The following is a 26,589-nucleotide window of genomic DNA, read 5'->3' as shown; positions in this document are numbered from 1 at the left end:
GTTATACTAATAGTGGAAATGCAGATAAGAGGGCGGAGGGCTGCCCTTTTATTTTTACTATCTGAACAAGTTAATCGATTACAGATTAGGGAATTATTGATGGCTTTGGGCAGACGTTCTGTCTTTGGAGGAGAACGATCACAATGGGAAAGAGTAAATTTGTCTCAATTTATAATGACCTCAGTGAAAAGATACACAACCAACGGATTGAATCCGGATCGCTCCTTCCGACGGAGAATGAACTCGGTGCGCAGTACCATGCATCACGGGAAACAATCCGGAAGGCATTGGCCATGCTGTCACGTAACGGCTACATTCAGAAGATTCAAGGCAAAGGTTCAATCGTGCTGGATGTCAGTCGCCAGACTTTTCCGATATCAGGGCTAACCAGTTTTCGAGAGCTGGCCAGTCATTCAAAAGATCACTGGAAGACCGAGGTTCACCAGCTCGTTTTGCTCCAGCCTGATAATCACCTGAAAATGTTGATGAATCTCCAAAATGATCAAACGGTTTGGAACGTGATCCGGTCGCGTTCGGTCAATGGCGAAGCAGTCATTTTAGATCGAGATTACCTGATCCAAAGCATTGTTCCGATGCTGACAGCAGACATTTGCGAGCGTTCTCTGTATGATTATATTGAGAATGATCTCGGACTGAAGATCGGATTTGCCAAAAAGGAAATTACAGTCGAGCGTGCAACTGATGAGGACAATCGTTATTTGACGATGCACAAGGATTCCCATGTGGTGGTCGTGCGCAGCTTGGTTTACTTGGAAAGTGCCGAACTCTTTCAATACACAGAATCAAGACATCGTGCTGATAAATTTCGGTTTGTCGACTTTGCACGTCGTGGACATCAATGAAAAGTAGGAGGATCTCATGATTAAGTTAATCGCAATGGATATGGACGGGACGCTGTTGAACAAGCATCGAGACATTGGTTGGGGAAATTTGAAAGCGCTGCGCTATGCTCGCTCCAAAGGTGTGACACTGGCAATCGCATCGGGACGCGCATTCTTCGACATTGAGAGCAAAATGAATGAAGTTGATATGGAAACGCATCTGATTGGAACCAATGGCGCGACGATTCATACCTCAGACGGTCGGCTGCTCGGTGCGGATTTTCTCGACCGCGCTGAAGCGCTCCAAATTATAAATGAGCTTGTCGAACAGAAGTATTATATCGGTGTCTATTCGGAGCACCACATCTATGTGCCTGATCAAGGTACTGAATGGCTTCGTGAGGAACTGAAACAGCTTGGGATTCATGAAGACCGTTCCGTTGGATTTCAAGGCGCGACACGCGATGATTTCTATCGTTTTGTGGAAGACTGGGGCATGTTTGAAAAGCGACGTACCGAATTCTCCAAGATTATTATCTTCTCCTATGATGATGTGAAGCTGAAGAAGGCGCGTGATGTGTATGAAGCACAGCATAAGTACAGTATTGTTTCGAGTGGAACGGGCAACTTCGAGATCATGCCTCAGAATGTCTCAAAGGGGAATGCACTTGATCATTTGGCGAATCATTTAGGCATTCCGATCAGTCAAGTTATGGCGATTGGCGACAATTACAACGATATTTCAATGTTTGAGGTTGCTGGTGTATCCGTCGCCATGGGCAATGCGGACGATGAAATCAAGGCGATTTGCGATCGTGTGACCACTCGTTGTGAAGAGGACGGCGTCGCCCACGCCATTTATGAAGAACTAGGCTATCCCGATGGCGAAAAGGGTGTGAATCCATGAAAAAGCTTCTCTATTATGCCGGACTGTTTGTTGCGTGTTTCGTCATTCAATGGTTCTGGTATGCGCAAATTAAGACGAACTCAAGCAAGTCACTCTTGGATATGCTGCTCACCTCACTTGTCTTTGCTGTCATTGTCTTTCTGCTCGACTTTTTATCAAAGAAACGGACACAAAAGTAAAGCGATTGCGTGTCAATGTGTGAAGCGCTTGCTCGGCGAGGTCACTATGACCTATAATGAGATAATGAATGAACGTCTGGCAGGTGTTAGGTATGGGAAAAGGTGAGAGCCGCGTGCTCGCACAAAACAAAAAAGCGAGTCACGAATATTTTATTGAAGAAACGGTGGAAGCAGGAATTGTGCTGCAAGGCACAGAGATCAAGGCCATTCGCCGCGGAAAAGTCAATATTCAGGACGCCTTCGCTCGTGTGGAGAACGGAGAAGCGTTCGTTTACAATATGCATATCAGTCAATATGAGCAGGGCAATCGGTACAATCATGATCCGCTTCGCACACGCAAGCTGCTGATGCATCAGAAAGAAATCAATAAGCTCGGGCCGCTTGCAGACAAAGCAGGCTATGCATTGATTCCGCTGAAGATCTATATCAAAAACGGATTCGCAAAGGTGCTTGTCGGTCTCGGACGAGGCAAGAAAATGTACGACAAACGTGAATCGTTGAAAAAGCAAACCGCACAGCGTGAAATGGCACGCGCTTTTCGCGATCACCAGAAAATGTAAGTTGAAAAGGTTGTTTCAATTTGCTATAATAACATTACTGTGTTAATCACAGTTACAGTTATGGATGATTCATTTTCACCGCAAGTCCCGTTGTATTCTAAACGGGGACGTTACGGATTCGACAGGGGTAGGTCGGGTTTAAGCGGCGAGCCGAGGGGGTCGGCCTCGTTAAAACGCCAAAGCCATAACTGGCAAAACGAATAACAACCTCGCTTTAGCTGCCTAAGTAGCTTTTGCGGTCCCTCCCTCCATCGCCCATGTGGTAGGATCAGGGACTCACTCTAGTGGGATACGCCGGACGCTCGCATCCTGAGGGCCAAGGAAGAGAACAATCGGGATAGCCTCGCGAAAGCCTGTCGGTGGGCCGACGCTGGGGCGAACTGCTAATATGCCGACTACGCTCGTAGAAACTTAAATCACGATGCTTCTGGACGTGGGTTCAACTCCCACCGTCTCCATTAGCACAATCCGGTATCATCGGATGGAGATAAAAAATCCCTTTGCAAAGGGATTTTTTTTTACGTGCGCCCGGCATGGACGACAGCTAGGCGGTGAAAGTCCGCTACAGGCTTGGCAGTAGGAACTGTTAGCCAAAGGCAAGGGTGTCCACCGTGAGGTGGAATCTGAAGGAAGCCGGAGGCAAACTTCTGGGCTGATGAACAAGAACTGCATACTAAGGCTGAATAGAGACGGATAAGCCTGCGTAACAAGGTGAAGTCCAATACTGCCCGAATCTCAAACAGTATATGCAGCAGCCACATGGAAGGAAAGCGGTCGTTCTTACCCGGGGAGATCTTACAGGGGCCTCCGACAAGAGGAAAGAAAATTTCCACAGAAGCAACCGAGCCAGTGATGGTTTGGTGAACTGTAAGAAGTCAGCAGAAGCCATAGTAGTCCGACAGGACGAAGGGCTGAACAATAGTAATCTTGGAAGCAGCGGAGGTGTGAGTCATGCGACAATCACAGACAACATCAAAAGATGGCTATCTATCGAAGAATAGGATGGAATCCGAAGGTACGGTAGAAGTGTGCAGTACGACTCACGGTGAAACTGAAAGAAGAGATGGTGTGCATGATCTCATCACGAGAATCACCGACCGAATGAACTTAAATCGAGCCTATAAGCGTGTTAAGGCGAATAAAGGATCAGCCGGAATTGATGGAATGACCGTTGATGAACTCTTTCCCTTTCTCATGCGAAATAGGGATGAGCTTATCCAACAGATCACGAATGGCTCGTACGAGCCACAACCGGTAAAACGTGTGGAAATTCCCAAACCCGATGGATCAAAAAGAAACCTTGGCGTTCCGACTGTTTGTGACCGACTGGTGCAACAAGCGATCCTTCAAGTGATGGAACGAATCGTTGATCCGACGTTCTCAGACAACAGCTTTGGCTTCCGCCCGCACCGCAGTGCCCATAACGCAATGAAACGCGTCAAGGCTTACTACGAAGCAGGATATAGATATGCGGTGGATCTTGATTTAAAAGCCTACTTTGACACAGTGAATCATGATCAGTTGATGTATTGCGTGGAAAAACGGATTAAGGACAAAATCGTCCTTCAACTCATTCGCAAGTTCCTGCGCAGTGGTGTGCATACGAATGGAAAGGTTGTACCGACCGAGGCCGGTGTTCCCCAGGGGGGGAATCTCTCGCCCATTCTAGGCAACATTTATCTTGATCAACTGGACAAGGAACTGGAACGAAGAGGACATAAGTTTGTTCGCTATGCCGACGACTGTACGATCTACGTCAAAAGCAGAAGAGCGGGCGAACGAGTCATGAAGAGCATCACCACCTTTCTGGAAGATAAACTGAAACTAACCGTCAATCGGGAGAAAACTCAGGTCGGCAGCCCAACGAAACTTAAATTTCTTGGATTCTGCCTGCACACGACCAAGCAGGGATTGGGATTTCGCCCCCACATCAAGTCGAAAAAGCGCTTTGAGCGAAAGCTCAAACAACTGACGAAAAGAAGCCGAAGCGGTAACATCCGTGGGATCGTTAAAGAAATTAATGAAGTAACCACAGGATGGATCAACTACTATGGCATAAGCTATATGAAGAGCTATATTCGGCATATTGATCAGTGGCTCCGGCGAAGAATTCGCCAGATCATTTGGAAACGTTGGAAGAAAGTCAAGACGAGATATAAAAGTCTCATGAAACTTAACGTTCCAAAACCAAAAGCATGGGAATGGGCAAATACACGAAAAGGCTACTGGCGCATCGCCTGTAGCCATATCTTACATCGGTCGATCACAAACAAAATACTCGAACAGGTGGGACTCAAAAATCTAGTCCATCTGTTCGAGCATGTACACTTAAGCTATTGAACCGCCGTATACGGACCCGTACGTACGGTGGTGTGAGAGGTCGGAGAAATTATCTCCTCCTACTCGATAATAAAGTGTAGTGTTTTGCCTTGCAGGTACGACGATAAGGTCATAAGATTCGATTGGGCGATCAGGTAAGCGCCCAATCTGAGAAATAGGCGGAGAAATTCCGCTTAATTAGAAAATTAAAGAAAAAATAGCTTAAATAGGCGGAGAAATTCCGCTTATCGAATCGAAAAACGTGAAAATAGAGGATTTTTCCGTGCATAAGCGGAAAAATTACCCTTATTTACCTGTGAAACAAGCGTCATGGTGCATATAACCGGAAAATCTCCGCTTATTTCACTCTGGCGAAGGCGAAGACTTAGTTGCGACGGCCATGGACGGCCTAGTGTCCGGTGAGCCGCAGGACGCGGCGTTTTTTCGGACCGCTTACACTCGCTTCCTTTAAATGTTTTCTTTGACTTTCCTACCAGTGTGAACTAGAAATATCTGTTCAAGACAAGCTTGATGATTCAAATCCGTATTTGAAGCAAGGGAACTTTCGCATGTAAGGAGCTTTCGCTAAGTACGCATATGTCCTGTACGCAACGCGAAAGTCACTACATCCTGCGGAAGTAAGGATCGGGCTTTGCTCGGTTTTCCTTAATGCCTTTAATCATTTTTGAGATGTTTAAGGGCAAAATGAGGGCAGACTTTTTGCGTTTGAGATTCCTTGCAAATGATTTATTTCAAGTAACGTTAAAATCAGTGTCTCATCTATTCTGGACTCATCCATAAAATACATTTTTTCGTCTCTCTAGAAAATCGTTCCCCGATTCTAGTCATTCACTCCGGATATTCGTCATCTCGTTCTGATAACGCTTTCATAGACCTTTTTGTTGCTACAATTAGTGTGTGGAAAGGAAATAATCCTTTAGAAAAGCTAATCTAAACGTTTTCTATAACTAATTGAAGCGAAAAGAGGTCATTAAGATGACAGCAAATCTAATGAGTAGCTCAAAACAATCCCGTCTGTCTGTGTTAATTGGAACGGTTATTGCAATGATTGGTTTAGGTACCATCTATACATGGAGTTTGTTTAATCAGCCGCTTGCCGATACGTATGGCTGGAGTATCGGTGCGGTGGCGACAACGTTTTCGATTATGAGTTTTGCCCTATCCTTCTCGACGTTATCCGCGAGCAGTATTCAGAAGAAATTGGGGATTCGCGGTTTGCTCATTCTTAGCGGGGTGGGCATGGGTGCAGGACTGATGATCACTTCGATTTCTTCATCGCTGTGGATGCTGTATATTTTCGCCGGGATTCTTGTCGGCGCGTCAAACGGTATCGGCTATATGACAACGCTCTCGAATGCGATTCAATATTTTCCGGAAAAGAAGGGCTTGATTTCAGGAATCGCAGTAGGTGCATATGGAACGGGAAGTCTGCTGTTCAAGTATGTACTCGGCTTTTTTATCGACTCTGTCGGTGTTGTGCAAGCGTTCCTCTATTGGGGCATCATCATCATGCTCTTGCTTATCGCGGGTGCATTCTTAATAAAAGAAGCAAAAGTAGTCGCAAAATCGAAAACAGGAGGTATAAAAGTCCAAAATGATTACTCTTTGAAGCAAATGCTGCACACGAAGGAAGCGTACCTTTTGTTCTTTGTTCTTTTCACAGCGTGCATGAGCGGCTTGTATTTGATCGGCAGTGTGGCGAATATCGGTGTCAGTCTTGCCGGCTTGGATATGGCTACGGCCGCTAATGCGGTGGCACTGGTTGCAATTTTCAACACAACGGGACGTATTGTGCTCGGAACAGCGTCGGATCATTTTGAGCGGTTGAAAGTCATCGCCGTATCACTATTCATTACAGCGGCTGCGGCACTTGTGCTCAGTGAATTGAGATTGAACTTTGCATTGTTCTTCGTCTGTGTCTCAAGTGTGGCCTTCTGCTTTGGCGGGAATATCACAATCTTCCCAACCATTGTTTCCGAATTCTTCGGATTAAAAAATCAAAGCCGAAATTATGGGATTATTTATCAGGGCTTCGGTATTGGCGGCTTAAGCGTATCCTTTATCTCCGGATTTCTGGGCGGATTCGCGCCAACATTCAACTTTATTGCGCTGCTCTGTGCTGCTGCCTCTGTTGTTGCCCTGCTGATCCATGTCCCAGGCACGAAACGCGCGCCTTTGTTTGCCGGACGCAAAGTACAGGAAGAGAGAAGATAATGGGTACTAGAGGATGAAAAATGAGCGATTACTATAAATAGATGGCTCGTGAGATTCGCGAAGGCTTCTGTTCAAGCATCGGACAACAAACGGTGCTTGAACAGAATTTTTGCTGTTTCGAAAAGTGGTCAACACAGGGTTTGAAAAGTTTGGTACACTAAAAATGAAATCGTTACCATTATGAAATGAAAGCAGATGAAGATTATCATGACATCGTTTGTGACGATGCTGTTTCAATTATTCGAACGGGCGGCCTTGCTGATTGTGTTTCTCTTTTTAATTACACGAATTCCGCGTTTTAAAGAGATCTTGCAACGCGAAAAGCACTCGGCATCCGAGCTTGCGATTCTGACAGCAATTTTTTGCCTGTTTGCTATTTTAAGCACCTATTCAGGAATCCATGTGGAAGGATCACTTGTGAATGTCCGTATCGCAACGATTGTATCGAGCGGAATTTTATTTGGTCCGGCGGTTGGCATGATTACCGGTATCGTTTCCGGTACACATCGCTATCTGATTGATATCGGAGGCGTTTCGGCACTCCCGTGTTTTATTACAAGCTCATTTGCCGGAGTGGTTTCGGTATGGATTCATAAAAAGGTAAAAAAATCGCAGCGCTGGATATACGGAATTGCCGGCGGGATGTTCTGCGAACTGTTAACAATGGTGCTCATCCTTTTGATGGCCGATTCGTTTCAACTCGGCTGGAGTATTGTTTCGCAAATTGCCCTGCCCATGATTTTAGGCGAGGTCAACATCGGTTTTATCGTCCTGCTTGTCATGAGTGTCGAAGGAGAAAAGGAAAAAATCGCAGCGATGCAGGCGAAGCTTTCTCTGGATATCGCCAATAAAACACTTCCTTATTTTCGTTCGGTTAATAAGGATTCCCTGGCAAAAATCTGCAGCATCATTAGAGAAGAAATTCATGCGGATGCTGTGGCGATGACGGATAAAGAGACCGTTCTCGCATACGTTGGTTTTGGTGAGGAACGCTACACAGTCGGCAAAAATATCGTTAGCGATTTGACGAAAAAGGTGATCAGCCAAGGCAATATTACGTTCTCTAACCATTCATCGGAGCATCATCTGCCGCAAATTCAATCGGTACTCATTATTCCGTTAAAGGAAAAGGATGAAGTTACAGGAACGCTCAAAACCTACTACCGCAAAGCGACGAAAATGACCTACTCCCAGCAGACGCTGGCGATCGGGCTGTCACAGATGATTTCTACCTTATTGGAAATCTCCCGAATGGAACAAATAAAGGAAGCGGCGAGCAAGGCGGAGCTGCGGGCACTTCAGTCAAAGATCAATCCGCATTTTCTCTTTAACGCACTGAACACGATTGCCTCTCTTACGCGCAGAGATCCGGGGAAGGCGCGTGAACTGATTATCCATTTATCCGGATATATGCGGTCGAATATTGAGCGAACGGATGAACTGATCGATATGGATGAAGCCATTCAGCAAGTAAAGGACTATGTCGAAATTGAGCTTGCGAGATTTGGTCACCGGTTGGAAGTGGACTATGATCTGGATCCGGTTGATTTAAAAATTCCCAGCCTTCTGGTGCAGCCGCTCGTTGAAAATGCGATCAAGCATGGCGCGCTGAAAGCAGGCGGGCAGGGCAAGGTCACAATAAGCGTCGAGGCATTGAGCCATTGTGTTCGCATTCATGTAAGGGATAATGGGCCGGGCATTGATCAGGCAACGATTGATCGCTTGTATACAAACCAAATGCCTGCAAAAAAAATCGGATTGCTAAATGTGCATCAACGCGTAAAATTAATCTATGGGAACGGGTTGATCATCCGTCATTTATCGCCTGGGACCGACGTTTACTTCGACATTAAGAAGGTGGTCCAATGAAAGCAATTATCGTTGAAGATGAACAGTTGGCACGTGAGGAACTTGAATTCTTAATTCACACCTATAGCTCAATTGAGATTACAAACTGCTTCGAGGATGGCCTTGATGTGTTGAAATTTTTACAAGAGAATGAGATCGATGCTATTTTTCTAGATATCAATATTCCATCGCTTGACGGTATCCTTCTGGCTAGCAACATCAGCAAGTTCAAGCGGAAGCCGTATATTATTTTTACTACGGCTTATAAGGAGCATGCGGCAAAAGCATTTGAACTGGAGGCTTTCGATTATATTTTAAAACCCTATGATGAAAAGCGGATCGCGCCGATGCTCGCAAAGCTTGAGGCGACCTTTTTACGTGATCACGGAATTGCGGAACGATCTGATGAAACGACTGACGTTCATAATGACACCACAAGCAGGACGCAACGCATCAATCTACGAAATAACGAAAAAATTATTGTTAAAAAAGTTGACGACATTTACTATGCAGAAGCCAGCGAGAAGGTGACGCTCGTCTATACTAACGATGCAAAGTATACGATGCCAATGAGCCTGTCTGAGTTTCAAGCGATGCTGCCGCAAAAACTTTTCTTTCGCTGTCATCGTTCGTACACGGTCAATCTGTCTAAAATTCGAGAGATTGTTCCGTGGTTTAATCAAACCTATGTTGTCCGTCTGCATGATCTTAAGGCAGAAATTCCCGTCAGCAGAAGCAACATTAAGGAATTTAAAGAGCGGATGCATTTGGGGTGAATTTGAAAAATTAAAAAGGAAAAGCTCAGTCCCTATACGGCTGAGCTTTTCCTTTTTAAGAGAGGAGGCCTTTAATCCTTCCAAACTTTTTTCGCAACATCAACCACTAACCCTAGTTTTGCCCACTGCTGTGCTTCGGTAAGTTTATTGCCTTCTTCAGTTGAAGCGAATCCGCATTGGGTTGACAGGCAAAGGTTCTTCAATGGAACATAGTTTGCTGCTTCTTCGATTCTTTTTTGCAATGCGTCTTCAGATTCAAGTTCTGGAAATTTAGACGTCACAAGTCCTAAGACAACTTTTTTGTCTGAGCCCTCTGTGAAAATTTCACCGAGCGGAGCAAAATCGCCGGATCGTTCATTGTCATATTCCAGAAAATAGCCATCGAGATTAAGCTGGGCAAGGTATTTTGCTACCGGTCCGTAACCGCCGGAAAATAGGAACGTGGATTGGAAATTCCCACGGCAAATATGTGTCGTTATCGTCAAATCTTCAGGGAGACCGTTTAATGCTTGGTTAATGACCGTCACGCTGTCCTTTGCGAGTTGCTCATAGCGTTCCTTTTCTTCTACCGATTTAGTGAAAATAATCTGGTTGATCAGGAACGCCCAGGTCGTGTCGTCGAGTTGAAGGTAGCGACAGCCTAGATCATAGAAATGCCGGATGGTTTTGTGATACGCAGCTGCCAAATCATCCAAGAAGTCTTCACGAGTCGGATAAAAGTTAACCGCTTGATCGCTGCGATGATCACGGAAATAAAGGGTAGGGCTAGGGATTGTCTGTTTTACAAGAATGCCTTCCGGAACGATGCTCTGCATGAATTTAAAAGCATCGAAAAATGAATGATCAGGATTATAAGATACCTTGTCAATGAATCGTACATTCGTATCACGGGTCTTTGCACCTTTAAATTTGTAACTTTCATTTTGTGAATAAGATTCAACACCGTTTAGTTCGGCAAGAAAGTCCAAATGCCACCAGCTTCGACGAAATTCTCCGTCAGTCACAGCCTTTAATCCCGACTTGATTTGCTTCTCAACAATTTTCTTTATCTCTTCGTCTTCAACTTGATTCAGAGCTGCTTTGTCGATCTCACCGGCGTCAAACTGTTCACGAGCTCTTTTCAATTCAGCCGGGCGTAAGAGACTTCCTACTTGATCAGATCTGAATGGCGCTTTTTTTACTAGGGTTACTGTCATTTCTGTTTCCTCCTCAACTCTATTTCTTCTCGTGCAACCGCCGGCTTTTGCCGTCATGGATCTGCTCACTAGATTTTAGATGGCCGCGGCAGATTTGTGCGTGACTCAATCCGTTTTAATGAAAAAAGCCCTCTTCAGGAAGAAGAAGGCTGCATGTTCGAGTCTCTTCTTATCCCTCCGCACATGATTGTGTCAGCTGGGATTAGCACCTTGTCGTGAAACGACGGTTGCTGAAGCGTCATCGGGCCAGTCCCTCGACTTCTCTAGATAAGAATTGTAGTTAATTATTTGATTGATTTGTAGTTTACGACAAAACGATATTTTTTTCAAGTATTTATTAACTGGAGAGTGAAAAGTTCTGTGTGAATAAACAAAAGGATAACCCTTAAATGGGATTTTATGGTATCCTCTATTTCTACGACAAAAGAGAGGATAAAATCGCCAAGGGTTATCGTAGTTCTTATTCTATCGTGTTCCTTCGCGATTGACTAGTGCCATGTTAAAATTTATTGATTCTGTACTTCTGTTCTTCCGTTCTTGTTTCCATAGATTCGCTACGTTTCAATGGTTTGTTGTGATCATTATCGGTTTGATGATACGTTCTGACTGTCTCGGAATCACTTCGGTGATTCGTGACTTGTCCCTAAACCCGAAGGGTTATGAGTCCATGATTCATTTCTTTCGTTCTTCCGCATGGTCTTTGAGCGAACTACGGCAACAGTGGCTGCGCGTGGTGCTCAAGTTTGCGCCGCTCAAGCATGAAGCGGGCGCCGTGGTTCTCGTTGGCGATGGCGTCAAACAGGCGAAAGAAGCCCGCTACATGCCCGCTGTGAAGAAATTGTTTCAAGAGTCCGAGGATGTATCCAAGTCCGCCTTCATCTTTGGACATCTCTGGGGTTCTGTGGGCATCCTGATCGGAAACGCTGGAAAGTTGTTCTGCCTACCTCTTTTTCTTCGCCTTCATGATGGTGTCCAGACGATTCGTCAATGGGAAACGTGCGATGAAAATCAAGACTCCCACGTGGTGCAAATGATTGATCAAGGATTTTCAGCCGCTCGGGTGCTGGGACGTGCGTTGTTTCTACTTGACCGTTATTTCTTGTCTGTACCTGCACTTCGTCGGTTGAATCAACGGAATCAGGAAGGAAGCACGCAACTGGATCTGGTGACGAAAGCAAAAACCTCCTGCGTGGCTTATGAACACCCCGTTCAAACGGGCGGACGGGGACGTCCACGGAAAAAAGGAACCAAAGTGCATGTAAGCACACTGTTTGAAACGCAGGAGAACCAGTTTCAAACGACCCGTCTGTCTCTTTATGGGAAAAAAGAGACGGTCTCTTATCTCTGCCTTGATCTGCTTTGGGGGCAAGGACTGTATCAAGAACTGCGTTTTGTGCTCGTTGTGATGGGTGGACGCCGTTCGATTCTTGCCAGCACGGATCAATCCTTAGAACCGGAGGCCATCATCCGGCTTTATGCCTGGCGTTTTACCACCGAAACTACTTTTCGAGCGATGAAACAGTCACTCGGTGCTTTTGCCTATCATTTTTGGAGCCGTTCGATGCCCAAACTGAACCGTTATCGCAAATCGGATGAACCCGATCCGCTGGATCACATAACCGAAGACCGCGCACAAAAACGGATTGTTCAAACGGTCAAAGCGATTGAAGGATCCATGATGTGCCACTGCATCGCGATGGGCTTGCTTCAGATGATTGCGTTGCGTCATGACACGAAGAGACAAAAGAATCTTTTTCGCTTTTTACGAACCCCATCCAAGGGAGCAGCTTCAGAAGCAACCATTATGGCTCATTTACGTCAGACGATTTTTCAACGGTTTGCCCGAAATCAGCATTTAGCCATAACGCAAATAATTCGAGAAAAGCAGGAAACACCTGAGTTACAGGACGAATTAATGATTTCTTAAGAGCCTAGAACTTTTGACTGCCCAGTTATTAAGGTATCAGTGAAAACTACTTAATTATGGAATTCTAATATGGAATAAAAAAGGAAAGGCGGTCTTTATTCATTCTTTGGCTGACAGGCATACCTTTTGACAACGTTATCACTTCTTTTTTATGATAAAAGTAATCTTTAGTGAAGCTGGTGATTTGATGGAAAAGATTCAAATCGGACGAACAGAATTAAACGTTAATCCTCTTGGCCTTGGAACCAACAAGATCGGCGGGTACAATTTGTTTCCGAATTTGGATGATGAAACCGGAAAAAAGGTTGTCCAGACGGCGATAGATCATGACGTTGAAATGATTGATACAGCATTTATGTACGGCCTCGGCCATTCTGAAGAGCTGATCGGTGAAGTGCTGCAAAAGAATGATCGTCACAAAGTGGTTTTGGCGACGAAGGGTGCACAACAGGTGACTGCCGATGGAAAGGTGACGTTGAACAATACCCCGGATTTCTTGACTAAATCTGTGGACGAAAGCCTGCAACGTCTGCATACCGATTATTTAGACATCTTTTATATTCATTTTCCCGATCAGGACACACCGAAAGCTGAAGCAGTCGGCGCGCTGCAACGGCTTAGAGAAGCGGGAAAGCTTCGTGCAATCGGCGTATCTAATTTTAGTTTGGATCTGGTGAAAGAGGCAGACGCGGATGGTTATGTCGACTTGGTGGAGAATCAATACAATCTGCTTCAACAGGATGCGGTTAAGGAATTGGTACCCTATTTAAATGAACAGCACATCTCATTTGTTCCGTATGAGCCGTTCGCTGCCGCTCTTCTGACTGGACGTTACGCTCCGGACAACCTGCCGCATTTTGAAGAAGGGGATCATCGCTTAACCATTGATCTCTATAAATCGGATCAGCTAAAAGCAAATGTTGCAAAAGTTGAACAGCTGAAGCCAATCGCTGCAAATTACGAAGCAACAGTGGCTCAGCTTGTCCTTGCTTGGTATATGAAAAATCCGTTGATTGGACCGGTAATTCCAGGCGCGCGTACGCCGGAGCAATTGCTTGCGAATGTGCAGAGTGGAAGCCTTCAGCTAAATGATTCAGATTATGAAGCAATTGCTCGAATTTTTGCTTGATTGAGTTCGTGATTAGTTAACCATCGAATGAAAGAGCCATTCGTGAGACTATTGTCTCGTGGGTGGTTTTTTTACGCTCTCCTAATGATATTTTCCAGAACCTCACCAGGCGTACGTGTCTTTTCTATCTATCTAGTGAACTGTCTTTTTCAAAATAGAAGGACGGACATAGAAATATAGAAAAGGAGTTGTCGAATCATGGCGAAGTACAGTATTCATGCGGGACATAATGCATTCGTTCCAGGAGCACGGGGATACATCAAGGAAGAAGTGGTGGATCGCCAGATTAAAGACGCGACGATCAAGTATTTACGCGCGGCAGGTCAGACTGTGTATGACGACACGGATGATCAAGGAAAAACGCAGAACGAAAATCTAGCTGCGATCGTACAGAAAGTGAATGCGCATAGTGGGCTCACTTTAGCGGTAGCTATTCATCTCAATGCAGGCGGCGGAACCGGCATTGAAGTGTATCAATACGACAACAAAACCGATGCGATTGCGGCTCGTGTTTTAACTAAAGTATGCGCGGTCACGGGGTTGCGCAGTCGCGGGATCAAGAAGAACAGCAGCCTTTACGTACTTCGGAATACTAAGTCGCAGGCTATTCTTGTTGAATGCGGATTTGTGGATACAAAGGCGGATGCGGAAATTGTTGCCGGAAAAACAGATGCCATTGGCAAAGCGATTGCTGAAGGTATACTCGGCAAGGAGATTAAAATAGAGAGCGCGCCAAATCAAGCGTCCAAACCTGTCGCGGCAAAACCAGCAGGAGGATCACAACTAGATCAATTGCTTAAAAAAGGTGATAAAGGATCAGCAGTGACGAAGCTGCAGCAGGATTTAATCAAAGCAGGTTATAGTGTTGGTAAGGCAGGTGCAGATGGCATTTTTGGGGCGGCGACTGATAAAGCAGTTCGAATACTTCAAACTAATTATAAAATTGCTGTTGACGGGATCGTCGGCGCAAAGACACGTTCGGCGTTGTCCAAGGCCATTGAGAAAAAGGCTGCCGAAAAACAATCAAATGCATCATCCGGAACGGTAGTGGTTCCATATCCAGGATCACTGATCAAACAAGGCAGCAAAGGGAAAAATGTGGAGCGAATTCAACGCGCTCTTTCGATTACTGCCGATGGGATCTTCGGCCCGAAGACGGAGGCGGCTGTTAAAGCCTATCAAAAACGTCACGGGCTGACGGTAGATGGAATTATCGGTCCGAAGACATGGAATACGCTATTCTGATTAAACGAACAATTTTTTGAGGCATGTATAAAAGCATGCTTTTTTTGTGCCTTTTTACGAAAGAGTAGACGTAAGATGCACGGCAGATCACGAATTTCGTGCATGAGCCCGGATCAGGAGTGAGTTACGTGCATAGAACTCTGATTTTCGTGCATTGAATCACTTTTTTCGTGCATTGGATCACGAAATTCGTGCATGAGTCCGGATCAGGAGTGGGTTCGTGCATAGAACTCTGGTTTTCGTGCATTGAATCACGATTTTCGTGCATTGGATCACGGATTTCGTGCATGAATCCGGATCAGGAGTGGGTTCCGTGCATAGAACTCTGATTATCGTGCATTGAATCACTTTTTTCGTGCATTGGATCACGAATTTCGTGCATGAGCCCGAATCAGGAGTGGGTTACGTGCATAGAACTCTGACTTTCGTGCAAGGTCTGATTTAACTCCCATACTCGTAACGAACCGCGAATAGGTCGTAAAGAATGAACGCTGATTCTTTTGCTTGAACTATGCAAAATTGGCGGCCTTTTTTACTCACGCATTTTTGCTGCGCCGTTCGTCTTCACTGTTTGCTTCTCATCAGGATGCATTGAACGTTTTTTAGTCAAATCGGTTAGATTTCGTCTATACCGTCATAATAAATAGAGAATCGGCTTGCTTTCTTTTTGTCACTCGATTTAAATTCCGTAGAGGATGATGTTTTTGAATTTTTACAGCTATCACTACATAGAAAGTCACACGGGCGCGGCAGCGTTTGTGCAGATCGCTTTCATGGCAGCGCTTTTTCTTATATTGCTTTTCTTAATTCTGAGATTCAGAAAAAGGCAGATGCCTTATAAATATAAAGAAATCGGTGTTCTTCTTTTTATACTTCTAATCTTGCTGGGCGGCATTCAAGTCAATGATTGGGTGAATAAGGAACACACGCAATCCGAGTATCGCGGTGTGCTCAATGAAATGAATCAGCTGGCAGATGAACTGGACGTTCCGGTGGAGCGAATTTATACCAATCACATGACACCTGAAGAAATTATGTTATATAAAGTTGACGATCAGTTTTTCCGACTTGAGCGTAATGAAGGTGATCCTGATCACTATGTGCTTGAACAGATTCAGCTATTAAATAGTGCGACGATAAAGACTATCGATGATTAAAGGGAGGAAACAATGTTTTCGTACATGGATGTGGCAGTTAAGCTCGTTATCGGATTCATATGTCTGATCATTTTCATTAATATGTCAGGTAAAGGAAATTTAGCTCCGTTATCGGCAGCGGATCAAATCCAAAATTATGTATTAGGCGGTATTATTGGTGGTGTGATTTATAATCCGGATATCACAATTCTGCAATTCTTGATCGTCCTCCTGATTTGGTCAGGGCTAATTATCACGATGCGTATTCTCAAAGCTCAGAACAGCGAGGTGCGTAAATGGATTGATGGAGATCCGATCATCATCATTAATAAAGGAAAAATGATTCCGGAAAATTTCAAAAAGGCGAATCTGTCTGTCTCTGATTTTTCAACAATGCTGCGTATGCAAGATGTTTATACAATACAGGAGGTTCGCCGAGCTCAGGTGGAACAAAACGGTCATTTAACAGTTTTAAAAAAGGACAGTGATCGTCTCGGGGTGATTCTCGTTGCTGAAGGATCCGTTGATTATGATATGTTGGATTTGATGGATAAAGACGAGCAATGGCTTAACGAGTTGCTTCGGGAACAGGGGATTGAATCTGTTGATGATGTCTTTTGCGCAGAATACTACAAAGGAACAATCAGCGTTTTCACTGACAATATGAAGAAAACAACGCGGGTCACTGCAACTGAAAGCTGAAAGTAAATGAATTTCGATGCAATGTGATCATTGATCCTTACGTAATTAATAATAGTTCTGGTCTGGTTTATTTTTTCAGATCTTACTAAGGAAGCTTAATGTTAAAAAAGGGCACCCACAGTACGGGTACCCTTTCTTAGGAGGCTTTGTATTTAAATTTGAAAATGCTGCATTTACTCGGTGACGGGTGCACGAGTCGCTTCAGAGCTCAAACGAATTAGTAACAGAATGCTGCACCAACGATAATCAACAAGATGAACAGTACAACGAGAAGTGCGAAGCCGTTGCCGAATCCGCCACAGCTGACTCCCTCATTACTTGAACAGCCCATGAAAACACCCCCTCATCAATCGGATACTGCATTATATGTATCCCGCTCCGATAGTGGGAGGGCGAATGTACCGATCGCATTTGTCCTTCTGTATATATTCCTTAGTAAGGCGCGGGAAAATAATAATTGAAGGCAATGGTTAGGAAAAAACTAATCACAAAAAATGCAATCGCGCAGAAATCTCTAGGGGCGAGTTTAAGCACATTCATTTTTGTTCGGCCTTTTCCCCCCTGATAACATCTGCATTCAATGGCGTTCGTTAATTCAAACGCTCGTCTGAATGCGGACATGAATAGGGGAAGTAGGACAGGAAAATAGGACTTGATTTTTTTTATCGGATTCCCGCTGTTGAATTCCGCGCCGCGCGCTTTCTGAGCATCTATAATTCGATCAAACTCCTCGGCCAGCGTTGGTAAGAAACGAAGTGTGATCGAAATGGTCATTGACAGTTCGCTGACGGGAAAATGAATACGTCTGAGTGGTGCGAGCAGCTGCTCCAGACCGGCAGCCAGTGCATTCAACGAGGTCGTATACGTAATCAATGAGCATCCGGCGATGAGTGCCGTCAAGCGAACAAGCAATGTGAAGCCTGTAAACAATCCTTGTTTTGTTATTTGAAGAAAGAAGAAAGTGAAAACGGGCTCACCGGATACATAAAAAATATTCAGCAGGGCGGTGAAGACGATCACCGGAATCATTGGACGCACACCTTTAAGTACTTTTCCTGCCGGAACTTGAGAACTGGCGATCAAGAATCCAAGCAGCACGATTAAGAAGCAGAGGCTTGCTGCGCTTCTTGAAATGAACACCTGAATAATGAAAAAGAATGTCAAGACGATCTTTGTTCGCGGATCCAGTCGGTGCATGATTGAATGTCCGGGGAGAAATTGTCCGATTGTAATATCACGTGTCATTCAGAGACGCTCCTTCTCGAACAATCGCAAAAGCGCGCGCTCGGCTTGATCTAGTGTCAGTGCGCCGGTATCCACTGCATAGCCTTTTGCCCTAAGTCCAAGTAAGACTTTGGTCATTTGGGGAATGTCGAGACCAAGTTGCACCAGTTTCTCCGCCTGTGAAAAAACGGCGGAGGTCGTCCCATCTAGTGCAATTTTTCCGTGATCAAGAACAAGCACAGTCCGTACATGCTCGGCAATATCCTCCATGCTGTGAGAAACAAGAACAATGGCGGTGCCGCTCTCGCGCCGGAATTGTTCCAGTTCGTTGAGAATCTTATTCCGTCCTTCAGGATCAAGACCTGCAGTAGGTTCGTCTAATATCAGTACCTGTGGCCTCATGGCGATCACACCGGCGATGGCGACACGTCGCAATTCGCCGCCGGACAAACGAAAAGGATTACGCTCAAGGTAAGAATCATTCAGACCAACGAATTGAAGGGCTTCATGCACACGCAGCTCAACCTCTTTTTCATCCATCCCCATGTTCCTTGGACCATAGGCGATATCCTGAACGACCGTATCTTCGAAAACCTGTGTTTCAGGGTATTGAAAGACAAGTCCGATTTGAAAACGGACGGATCGAATGTCTTTTGAAGCTGTCCAAATATCGTCTCCGTTAACGAGTACTTGTCCTGAATCAGGGCGAAGCAAACCGTTGAAGTGCCGGATCAGAGTCGATTTTCCGGAACCGGTATGACCGATAATGCCGAGAAAATCGCCTGGTTCAATTGAGAGCGAGATATCTTGAAGCGCTTGTTTTTCAAAGGGTGTACCTGCGCCATAGCGAAAGTTTACATTTTTTAATTCAATAATGGCCATTTTATTCCTCCAAAGCGGCGACCAATGCATCAACGCATTGGTCAACTTGAGTAACCTGATCCGGCAGATGGATACCACGCCGGCGTAAACGAACCACTAACTCGGAGATCTGCGGTACATCGAGCTTCAGGCGCTTGAGCAGATCAATTTGGTAAAAAACATTCTCAGGACGGTCGTCGAGCACCGTTTTTCCGTGATCCATCACAATCACCCGATTCGCCTGTGCAGCTTCTTCCATGTGGTGGGTGATCAATAGGATCGTAAGACCAAACTCGTGATTGAGTCGGCGAATGGTTCGCATGACGTCGGCACGTCCTTTCGGATCGAGCATCGACGTCGGTTCGTCAAGGACAAGGCATTGCGGACGCATGGCGAGAATGCCTGCGATGGCGACACGCTGCTTTTGCCCACCAGACAGTTTAAAAGGTGTGTGCCGCTTATAGTCCAGCATATCAACGGCTTTCAGCGCCCACTCCACACGACTGCGAATTTCTAAGGGATCCATACCCAAATTTTCCGGTGCGAACGCAACATCTTCTTCGACAATCGTTGAGATTAATTGGTTATCAGGATTTTGGAAGACCATCCCGACCGTTTGCCGGATCTCGAAGCGGTTCTGATTGATTTGTGTGTTCATACCGTCTACGAGCACGTCACCGTCTGATGGCACAAGAAGCGCGTTAAAATGCTTGGCCAACGTCGATTTACCACATCCATTGGGTCCGAGAATCGCGACGAATTCACCTTTTTGAATCGATAGGTTTATTCCGTTCAAAATCCAGGATTCCCGGGAATCATTATGTAAATATTGAAAATGCAGATTGTTGGTTTCAATCAGAGCGCTCATAAGAACTCCTTTAGTTTAGGGTAAAAAAATGTATGAAAAAAGTCCGGACATGAACCTGTCCGAACTTAATCATACACGGTTTTACGAAGCTTTGGAAACCCCTTTGTTTGAATCAAAAATCGATAGTCCCTTTTTCAGTGGGAAGTAAAGAACGGAAACAATAATCACCGTTGAAACCGCGTTGATTGCTGTAGCCGGAAGACTTGTGAATGCGCCGACCACTGCTGCGCCAAACGCGCTGCCGCCAAACAGTAGTTCAATCAACCCATGCAGGAATTCAAGCACGATTTTGGATGCGCCAGCAACAACTGCGAGGATAAAGATGTTCAGAGGCTTGTCAACGTGCTTCAATAGATGGAATGCGTATGTGACAATGCCTGCAACAGCAAAGGCGAGGATGACAGTCACAGGGGCTGTTGAAGCGTAGCCGCTGAGCAGATCAAACAAACCAAGTCCGATCGCGCCTGCGAGACCGCCACGGAAGCCGCCGATAAGCAGTACGGCTAATACAAGAAGCGAATTGCCGAAATGAATGAACGGTGCCCCGACAGCGGCCGGAAGCGGGATCCTCAGAATCCAAATACCAAGATAGATGATTGCTGCAAACAGGGCGACAAGCACAATGTCACTGACATCAAAAGCTTTTTTTTCGATGCTTTTTTCATTGCTCATTTTTAGTTCCTCCTCTAAAATTAAAATAAAAAAAATAAAGTCATGATACCGATAAAACCCACTAAGTTACAAGGGATTAAGGATGATTGTACTATGCACCTGAACCACTGTCAATAGAATTCAAAGAGCGGTTAACGAATTTTTTTCGATTGTATTGCTCGATGGTTAACTGATATGAGTGCCCAAATTTTGTTTTTTTATCCTCTGTAAATCCGCATTTCTGGAAAGCTCGCCGCGAACCGATGTTATCGTCGTAAATATCTTCTACATTGACTACTGTCATTCCGTGTGTGAACGCCCGGCATGACAGTGCCCAAATCACATGGCTGCCTATACCATTGCCTCGATATGTCGGATCGCCAATAACAATAGGCAGGTCACGTGGGCATAAAGCAACGTCTCCAATCGCTTTGAAAGAGCCGTTGATGACTGATTCGATATAATACAATTCGCCATGTTGTTCCAGATACTGATACATTCGTTTCAGTCGCACCTTATCAAATGGCTCGCAATTTTGCCGGCAAACGAGCCGCAATGTTTCTGCGCTTTGGTACCAAGACAGTGCCTGAGGAACACTATACTGAAATTTTCTTAATCGAAGCGAATGTGAAAGGTTAAGAATCTCCGGTTGCTTTTCTTTGAACAGATCCATGACCGATCATCCTTTCTGACTAACTACAGTATACATCGGAGCCGTTCTTAGGAGATACTAATTTTAAAATGCTGGGCAGAACGCATGACAGGATCTACGTCTATTGGTTACACTATAGGAAAGGAGTGAACAAGATGGCAGATAAAAAAGTTCTAATGATAACAAAAACAGTATGTCCGTATTGCGATCGGGCAAAAGTAGTTCTGAACCATGCACTCGAAGGAAAATATAATGACCAAATCGAAGTTTTTGTGCGTGAAGATGATGAGGAACGGTTTGCTCAACTAAAAGAAAAATATCAATTTATGACTGTTCCGACTTTTATTGATAAAGAAACGGGCAAATTATTAAGTGATTCAAAAGAAGAAACCATCACAGCATTTATGAAAGAAGCCATTGGCTGAATTTTAAGCGCTCGCCTGGGATTCTAACTCCCAGGCTTTTTTGTTTTTCAGAAAAAGTTAACAATTATCGCTTATAATTTGATAGATTCTAATAGAGGGTTTTCTATTTGCGAGAAATTAGGTACGATGATGAATAGGCTTATCATTATATCTGCCTTTTCTTGCAACAAATCGGATTTCAGCTTATTGGATGAAACAAACTTAAGGAGACGTGTGGATGGATTCTGTAACTTGGTTTATTGACGTTTTTCTTCATATTGATCAATTTCTCACACAAATTGTCAATCAATACGGCGCTTGGACGTACGCTATTTTATTCGTTGTGATCTTCATTGAAACAGGACTGGTGATTTGCCCGTTTCTTCCTGGTGATTCTTTGCTGTTCGCGGCAGGCGCGATTGCCGCGCATCATGGCACCGATCTGAATATATGGCTGCTTGTGATTCTGATCGCTATTGCGGCCGTACTTGGCGATACGATCAACTATTGGATCGGTCGTGAACTCGGGCAGTCGCTGGAGAAGCATAATCGTTTTCATCGGCTGATTAACAAGGAAAAAATGGCAAAGGCAGAACATTTTTTTAATAAATATGGCGGATTTGCTGTTTTCCTCGGTCGATTCGCGCCATTCATACGGACGTTCATACCATTTATCGCAGGAGCGAGTCGTATGCACTATCCATTCTTTCTTTTCTACAATATTATTGGCGGTGTTGTGTGGACATTAGCGGGACTTATGGCAGGATTTTTCTTCGGACAGATCCCATTCATTAAGGATAATTTCTCAATGATGATGCTGTTGATCATCTTTGTGTCGATTTTGCCCATGCTGCTGGTGATGGTCAAGAATATCTTTAAAGGCAAACGATTTGACTGAGCTACTTTGAGACCCCCTCTTTCATTTCATAAACAAAAAGACCGGAAAAGCAGGAAATCCTGCCTTTCCGGTCTTTTTGTTTATCTTTTAAATAACGCAGATTATAATCCGAGGAATCCGCGGGCAAATAATGCGGCACATGCGGCGCCTAATAAAGGAGCGATGCCCGGTACAAGAATCCCATATTGCCAGTCATTGTTTGCTTTTCCGCCCGGAATCGGCAGAATGGCGTGAGCGATACGAGGTCCCATGTCACGAGCGAGGTTCATGGCAAATCCTGTCGGACCGCCCATGCCCATACCAATTGCCCATACAAGAAGACCAACAGCGATCGGCACGATTCCCGGAGTTTTCACTGAGCAGATTGCTAAAATTGCAGTAATAAAAATAAACGTATCGATAAATTCGACGAAAAAGTTACGTGGTAAATTGCGCACGTTTGGATTTGTTGAGAAAATGTTGCGAATCTTTACCCGATCGATATCTTTAGAAGCCTTAAATTGATCGTAATAAGCGATGAATACGACAATTGATCCGAAGATTGCGCCGAGTACTTCTGCGATACTTATTGGAATGACGCTTGACCATGGAATATTGCCAAGAACTGCCTGAGCGACAACCATCGCAGGATTGATGCAGACATCTCCGAAGATAAACAACGAGATGGTAATACCGAAACCCCAAGTTGTAATGGCGAAAATGTGGCCGGAATTTTGATATTTTGATGTATTCAGTACCTCACAGCAGTGTACGCCAACACCAAAAACAATCATTAATGCCGTCCCTAAAAATTCCGCAATTAATTGATGCATTGATTCATTTTCCCCCTGCAATTTGTTTTAACAGGAAGAGTATAAAAGGAATGCAAGTCTATTTCTTTTCCATTTCTCTGATTAATTTTATCCAAAATTCATAGTATACGCTTACAAAATGCAAATTTGTTGACTTCTATAATTTGGGTTGACTTTTATTACGGAAAAGAGTAACTATTAACAGCATTGTCACACATTAGTCACTATTATTTGATATACTCCAAATTGACGGTTGATTTTATCAGTCGCTTTGAAGAAGAACGATGAAGAGAAGAACATTCGTCATCTAAGGAACAGACAACACGAGTATTAGGAGGTTCAACGAATTGGAAGGCATTTATTTTTACTTTATGTCATTCAGCAAGGAACAGCATTATTGCAGCTCCTCACACTGTAAAATCGTGATCCCGATTCATGGCTTGATAAGTATCGTGACCGAATCAGGAGAAAAAAAACTTACGAGTTCACAATTTTGCCTGTTGCCTGTTCATTTTTCTTATTCACTCCGCTCCACTGAATCAAATGAAAATCTCGTGATTGAAGTACCCGAGCGTTATAACAATGAGCTGTTGAAAAATCATATTGATGAAGAGAACGAATTCATTTGGGATGCGAATTTAATCTGGCAATCAATTAAGGACTTGCTGGTCCATGAAGTGATGCAGAATAACCATGATGAAGCTGTTTTGCTGCTTAACTATTGGTTTCATAAAATGGCTGATGAGCCGGCGAACATATCAATTCGCTTTATTCACAGTCACTATACGGAGAAGATCGATGTGAAGTCCTTAGCGGCGATGGAGCACTACACGCCTTCCTACTACTGTGATTGGTTTAAGCGCAAAATGAAGATGACGCCGCTTGAATATATACATTTTCTGCGCATTCATCGAGCGAAGGAACTGTTAGGGGATCCAAAGCTCAGTGTGCTGACTATTTCCTATCAATTGGGCTATGAATATAACGCATCGTTTACAAAGATGTTTAAGAAATATGAGCGGCGGTCGCCGTCGGAATACCGGGCAGCTAAATTGTTGTGAATCATTTAAAATCTCAGATCAGACACACAATGCTGCTCGTGTGGTAAACTAGTTCCCAGTGACTATCTTTCTGTAAACAAGGATTATGGGGGCTTTTAAATGATAAAGACAAAAATTCCGGTGCGTTTTAATGACTGCGACGCTATGGGACATGTCAATAACGCAGTCTATTATACCTATTTCGAAGAGGGGAAACGCGAGATTTTCCGCTGGTTTACCCCGACTATGGATCTGAATGACTGGCGTGTGATTGTTGCATCGACACATTGCGATTACATTCAAGAGATTAATTATGATGAAGAATTGACCATTTATACGTGGATCAGCACCATATCGCGCTCCAGCTTTGATGTTGAGCATGCGATTTCCGGAACGAACGGCATTTGGCATGCGCGCGGCCGGGTAACGCTGATCGGTTATGATTATAAAGAGAAAAAAGTTATGCCGCTGACAGAGGCGATAAAAGGAATCCTCAAACAACACCAAGATGCGCCGAAGGGCGTACCCGCATTACGACAGATTCGTATTGCTGAAAAAAGTGAAGACTAAGTTAACTAGAAAACAGCCGAGCTGCTTTATTCGCTCGGCTGTTTTTGTTGGTCACAATATTGGAGATAGAAGACGTGAGACACTTTCTTTAAACTTGATAATGAATGAACGGTTGCGATAGTCAGACATTGTCAGTTCTTTGGAAAGTCGGATATCTTGTTTGAAAATTTGAGCAAGCTGTTTGGCTGTTTGCTGGTGATAGATGAATGCATTCACTTCAAAATTTAAGCTGAAACTGCGAAAATCAAGATTTGACGTACCCACTGTCGCAATTTGATCGTCAACAATAATGGTTTTCGCATGTAAAAAGCCGTTTTGATAGAGGTACACGCGCGCCCCGGTTTCCAGCAGCAAGCCAACATTTGAATAGGTTGCCCAATAAACAAACGGATGATCGGGTTTGTTCGGTATCATGATACGCACATCCACGTGGGAGAGCGAAGCAATTGATATGGCATTAAGCAAGCTTTCGTCCGGGATAAGATAAGGTGTTTGAATATAAATGTTCTTTTTCGCTGATAAAATCATTTTAATAAATGCATTCTTGATTTGTTCCCATTTCTGATCCGGACCGCTTGAAACAATTTGAATGCCGACATCTCCATAATGCGTTCGATCATCCATTGTATAGTAGGCTTGAAAGGGTACTTGTTCACCGGAAGCCTGGTTCCAGTCCAGCAGAAAGCGCGATTGAATGGTAATCACGCATTCGCCGACAACACGCAGATGCGTGTCGCGCCAAAATCCGAATTTCCGGCTGAGTCCCAGGTATTCATCGCCAACATTAAATCCGCCGATATAGCCGATCGTACTGTCAATGATGACAAGTTTTCGGTGGTTGCGGTAGTTAATGCGCAGGTTTAGAAGCGGCAATCGGCCGGGAAAAAAGGTTTGAAACTTGCCGCCCGCATGAATCAGACCTTGAACCAGCTTTTTTGGTAACCTTCTTGATCCTTCATCATCGACGAGTAAGCGAACCACAACCCCGTCCTTTGCTTTTTGAATGAGTGTGTCAATCAATTGATTTCCTAAAAAATCGCCCCGGAAAATATAGTATTCAATATGAATATGGTGTTTAGCCGAACGGATGTCCTGCAGCAAATTCTGAAACTTAGACTCTCCATCAGTATAGATGGAGAGTCTGTTATTCAAGGTTAGCGGGGCTTCATCATTATTCAAGTTCATATAAATTAACCCATGGTAGTCATAAAGAATCGGATCGGAGAATGGCGGTTCCTTGTTGACAATCGCCAGCATCTGTTTGCTAACGATATCTTTTGTTCTTTGGTGAACCGTATGATCCCACTTGAAGATCTTTCGTCTGCTCATATTCTGTCCCAATATTATATAGAGAATGAATCCGGCGATTGGGAGAAAATTGAGAATCATCAGCCATGCCCAAGTGGAACTGACACTTTTCCGCTCAAGGAAAACGACGGTCGCACCGAGCATTATATTAATCACGATCATGATCGTCAGGAGTATCGAGATAACGCTCATTACACCACATCCTTTTCACTGCCACATGATACTTGATTATAACCCTAAACAAGCAAGGCACGCTAGCGGGAGGAACAGAAGTTCAGCATGCGCGCAACTTTCATTGCTTCATTTTGTAAGAACACGCTA

Annotated in this window: 26 protein-coding genes, 1 other RNA gene and 1 riboswitch; of the genes, 18 read left to right on the top strand and 9 right to left on the bottom strand. The window is 44.4% G+C overall.

Annotated elements, in window-relative coordinates:
• Nucleotides 1-143 precede the first annotated feature (143 nt).
• The 9 genes from treR to ABWW58_RS05775 all read left to right on the top strand — a co-directional run bounded on the left by treR (nucleotide 144) and on the right by ABWW58_RS05775 (nucleotide 9,666).
• Nucleotides 144-863 carry a trehalose operon repressor gene (gene treR, locus ABWW58_RS05815; RefSeq protein ID WP_353868249.1) on the top strand — a complete coding sequence of 240 codons (720 nt, stop codon included), beginning with the start codon at nucleotides 144-146 and terminating at the stop codon, nucleotides 861-863.
• 16 nt (nucleotides 864-879) lie between these two features.
• Nucleotides 880-1,749 (top strand): Cof-type HAD-IIB family hydrolase, encoded by an 870-nt coding sequence (locus ABWW58_RS05810; RefSeq protein ID WP_353868248.1) that lies wholly within the window; start codon nucleotides 880-882, stop codon nucleotides 1,747-1,749.
• The gene (locus ABWW58_RS05805; RefSeq protein ID WP_353868247.1) at nucleotides 1,746-1,928 is read left to right on the top strand and encodes a hypothetical protein; all 183 of its coding nucleotides are present in this window, start codon (nucleotides 1,746-1,748) and stop codon (nucleotides 1,926-1,928) included. Before ABWW58_RS05810 ends, ABWW58_RS05805 begins: the two co-directional genes overlap by 4 nt.
• Nucleotides 1,929-2,020: 92 nt before the next feature.
• Nucleotides 2,021-2,488 (top strand): SsrA-binding protein SmpB, encoded by a 468-nt coding sequence (gene smpB, locus ABWW58_RS05800; protein ID WP_353868246.1) that lies wholly within the window; start codon nucleotides 2,021-2,023, stop codon nucleotides 2,486-2,488.
• A gap of 103 nt (nucleotides 2,489-2,591) precedes the next feature.
• Nucleotides 2,592-2,949, top strand: a transfer-messenger RNA (tmRNA) gene (gene ssrA / locus ABWW58_RS05795).
• A 490-nt stretch (nucleotides 2,950-3,439) separates the two neighbouring features.
• Nucleotides 3,440-4,828, top strand: coding sequence for a group II intron reverse transcriptase/maturase (ltrA, locus tag ABWW58_RS05790; RefSeq protein ID WP_353867335.1), 1,389 nt, complete (start codon nucleotides 3,440-3,442; stop codon nucleotides 4,826-4,828).
• Nucleotides 4,829-5,818: 990 nt separating this feature from the next.
• Complete coding sequence (locus ABWW58_RS05785; protein ID WP_353868308.1) at nucleotides 5,819-7,042, top strand: L-lactate MFS transporter; 1,224 nt, start codon at nucleotides 5,819-5,821, stop codon at nucleotides 7,040-7,042.
• A 207-nt stretch (nucleotides 7,043-7,249) separates the two neighbouring features.
• Nucleotides 7,250-8,911: a LytS/YhcK type 5TM receptor domain-containing protein gene (locus ABWW58_RS05780; protein WP_353868307.1), complete on the top strand. Its 1,662-nt coding sequence runs from the start codon at nucleotides 7,250-7,252 to the stop codon at nucleotides 8,909-8,911.
• Nucleotides 8,908-9,666, top strand: a complete 759-nt coding sequence (locus ABWW58_RS05775; RefSeq protein ID WP_353868245.1) for a LytR/AlgR family response regulator transcription factor — start codon at nucleotides 8,908-8,910, stop codon at nucleotides 9,664-9,666. Before ABWW58_RS05780 ends, ABWW58_RS05775 begins: the two co-directional genes overlap by 4 nt.
• A 71-nt stretch (nucleotides 9,667-9,737) precedes the next feature.
• Here ABWW58_RS05775 and ABWW58_RS05770 read toward each other — a convergent pair whose 3' ends face one another.
• Nucleotides 9,738-10,862: a vitamin B12 independent methionine synthase gene (locus ABWW58_RS05770; protein ID WP_353868244.1), complete on the bottom strand. Its 1,125-nt coding sequence runs from the start codon at nucleotides 10,860-10,862 to the stop codon at nucleotides 9,738-9,740.
• Between the two features lie 166 nt (nucleotides 10,863-11,028).
• A riboswitch (SAM riboswitch) is annotated at nucleotides 11,029-11,136 on the bottom strand.
• Nucleotides 11,137-11,358: 222 nt separating this feature from the next.
• On the opposite strand from ABWW58_RS05770, the gene ABWW58_RS05765 reads away from it, so the two are divergent.
• From ABWW58_RS05765 to ABWW58_RS05745, 5 genes are all read left to right on the top strand, one after another.
• Entirely contained in the window at nucleotides 11,359-12,789 is a 1,431-nt protein-coding gene (locus ABWW58_RS05765; RefSeq protein ID WP_353867738.1) for a transposase, read from the top strand.
• A 187-nt stretch (nucleotides 12,790-12,976) separates the two neighbouring features.
• Nucleotides 12,977-13,918 (top strand): aldo/keto reductase, encoded by a 942-nt coding sequence (locus ABWW58_RS05760; protein WP_353868243.1) that lies wholly within the window; start codon nucleotides 12,977-12,979, stop codon nucleotides 13,916-13,918.
• A gap of 198 nt (nucleotides 13,919-14,116) precedes the next feature.
• Complete coding sequence (locus ABWW58_RS05755; RefSeq protein WP_353868242.1) at nucleotides 14,117-15,163, top strand: N-acetylmuramoyl-L-alanine amidase; 1,047 nt, start codon at nucleotides 14,117-14,119, stop codon at nucleotides 15,161-15,163.
• Nucleotides 15,164-15,867: 704 nt separating this feature from the next.
• Nucleotides 15,868-16,320: a DUF3290 family protein gene (locus ABWW58_RS05750; RefSeq protein ID WP_353868241.1), complete on the top strand. Its 453-nt coding sequence runs from the start codon at nucleotides 15,868-15,870 to the stop codon at nucleotides 16,318-16,320.
• Nucleotides 16,321-16,332: 12 nt separating this feature from the next.
• Nucleotides 16,333-17,001 (top strand): DUF421 domain-containing protein, encoded by a 669-nt coding sequence (locus ABWW58_RS05745; protein ID WP_093672462.1) that lies wholly within the window; start codon nucleotides 16,333-16,335, stop codon nucleotides 16,999-17,001.
• Nucleotides 17,002-17,218: 217 nt separating this feature from the next.
• On the opposite strand, the gene ABWW58_RS05740 is transcribed toward ABWW58_RS05745, so the two are convergent.
• From ABWW58_RS05740 to ABWW58_RS05715, 6 genes are all read right to left on the bottom strand, one after another.
• Nucleotides 17,219-17,332, bottom strand: coding sequence for a YjcZ family sporulation protein (locus tag ABWW58_RS05740; RefSeq protein WP_353868240.1), 114 nt, complete (start codon nucleotides 17,330-17,332; stop codon nucleotides 17,219-17,221).
• A 101-nt stretch (nucleotides 17,333-17,433) separates the two neighbouring features.
• Nucleotides 17,434-18,246 (bottom strand): energy-coupling factor transporter transmembrane component T family protein, encoded by an 813-nt coding sequence (locus ABWW58_RS05735; RefSeq protein WP_353868239.1) that lies wholly within the window; start codon nucleotides 18,244-18,246, stop codon nucleotides 17,434-17,436.
• Nucleotides 18,247-19,107, bottom strand: a complete 861-nt coding sequence (locus ABWW58_RS05730; protein ID WP_353868238.1) for an energy-coupling factor transporter ATPase — start codon at nucleotides 19,105-19,107, stop codon at nucleotides 18,247-18,249.
• 1 nt (nucleotide 19,108) lies between these two features.
• Nucleotides 19,109-19,954: an energy-coupling factor transporter ATPase gene (locus ABWW58_RS05725; RefSeq protein WP_353868237.1), complete on the bottom strand. Its 846-nt coding sequence runs from the start codon at nucleotides 19,952-19,954 to the stop codon at nucleotides 19,109-19,111.
• An 81-nt stretch (nucleotides 19,955-20,035) separates the two neighbouring features.
• Entirely contained in the window at nucleotides 20,036-20,626 is a 591-nt protein-coding gene (locus tag ABWW58_RS05720) for an ECF transporter S component (protein ID WP_353868236.1), read from the bottom strand.
• 91 nt (nucleotides 20,627-20,717) lie between these two features.
• Complete coding sequence (locus ABWW58_RS05715; protein WP_353868235.1) at nucleotides 20,718-21,278, bottom strand: GNAT family N-acetyltransferase; 561 nt, start codon at nucleotides 21,276-21,278, stop codon at nucleotides 20,718-20,720.
• 134 nt (nucleotides 21,279-21,412) lie between these two features.
• Between ABWW58_RS05715 and ABWW58_RS05710 the strand changes: the two genes are divergently transcribed.
• Both ABWW58_RS05710 and ABWW58_RS05705 read left to right on the top strand, forming a co-directional pair.
• Nucleotides 21,413-21,682: a glutaredoxin family protein gene (locus ABWW58_RS05710; protein ID WP_353868234.1), complete on the top strand. Its 270-nt coding sequence runs from the start codon at nucleotides 21,413-21,415 to the stop codon at nucleotides 21,680-21,682.
• A 217-nt stretch (nucleotides 21,683-21,899) separates the two neighbouring features.
• Entirely contained in the window at nucleotides 21,900-22,559 is a 660-nt protein-coding gene (locus ABWW58_RS05705; RefSeq protein ID WP_353868233.1) for a VTT domain-containing protein, read from the top strand.
• 101 nt (nucleotides 22,560-22,660) lie between these two features.
• Here ABWW58_RS05705 and larD read toward each other — a convergent pair whose 3' ends face one another.
• A complete protein-coding gene (gene larD, locus ABWW58_RS05700; protein WP_353868232.1) occupies nucleotides 22,661-23,371 on the bottom strand; it encodes a D/L-lactic acid transporter LarD in 711 nt (236 codons plus the stop codon).
• A gap of 326 nt (nucleotides 23,372-23,697) precedes the next feature.
• Between larD and ABWW58_RS05695 the strand changes: the two genes are divergently transcribed.
• Both ABWW58_RS05695 and ABWW58_RS05690 read left to right on the top strand, forming a co-directional pair.
• Nucleotides 23,698-24,411 carry an AraC family transcriptional regulator gene (locus ABWW58_RS05695; RefSeq protein ID WP_353868231.1) on the top strand — a complete coding sequence of 238 codons (714 nt, stop codon included), beginning with the start codon at nucleotides 23,698-23,700 and terminating at the stop codon, nucleotides 24,409-24,411.
• 99 nt (nucleotides 24,412-24,510) lie between these two features.
• The gene (locus ABWW58_RS05690; protein ID WP_353868230.1) at nucleotides 24,511-24,960 is read left to right on the top strand and encodes an acyl-CoA thioesterase; all 450 of its coding nucleotides are present in this window, start codon (nucleotides 24,511-24,513) and stop codon (nucleotides 24,958-24,960) included.
• 51 nt (nucleotides 24,961-25,011) lie between these two features.
• Here the strand turns inward: ABWW58_RS05690 and cls are convergent, their stop codons facing one another.
• Nucleotides 25,012-26,460 (bottom strand): cardiolipin synthase, encoded by a 1,449-nt coding sequence (gene cls, locus ABWW58_RS05685; protein WP_353868229.1) that lies wholly within the window; start codon nucleotides 26,458-26,460, stop codon nucleotides 25,012-25,014.
• Nucleotides 26,461-26,589: the final 129 nt, after the last annotated feature.

This window comes from Sporolactobacillus caesalpiniae, assembly GCF_040513385.1.
Taxonomy (GTDB): Bacteria; Bacillota; Bacilli; order Bacillales; family Sporolactobacillaceae; genus Sporolactobacillus.
The sequence above is the reverse complement of the archived record's forward strand: the minus strand, read 5'-3'. Positions and strand labels throughout refer to the sequence as shown.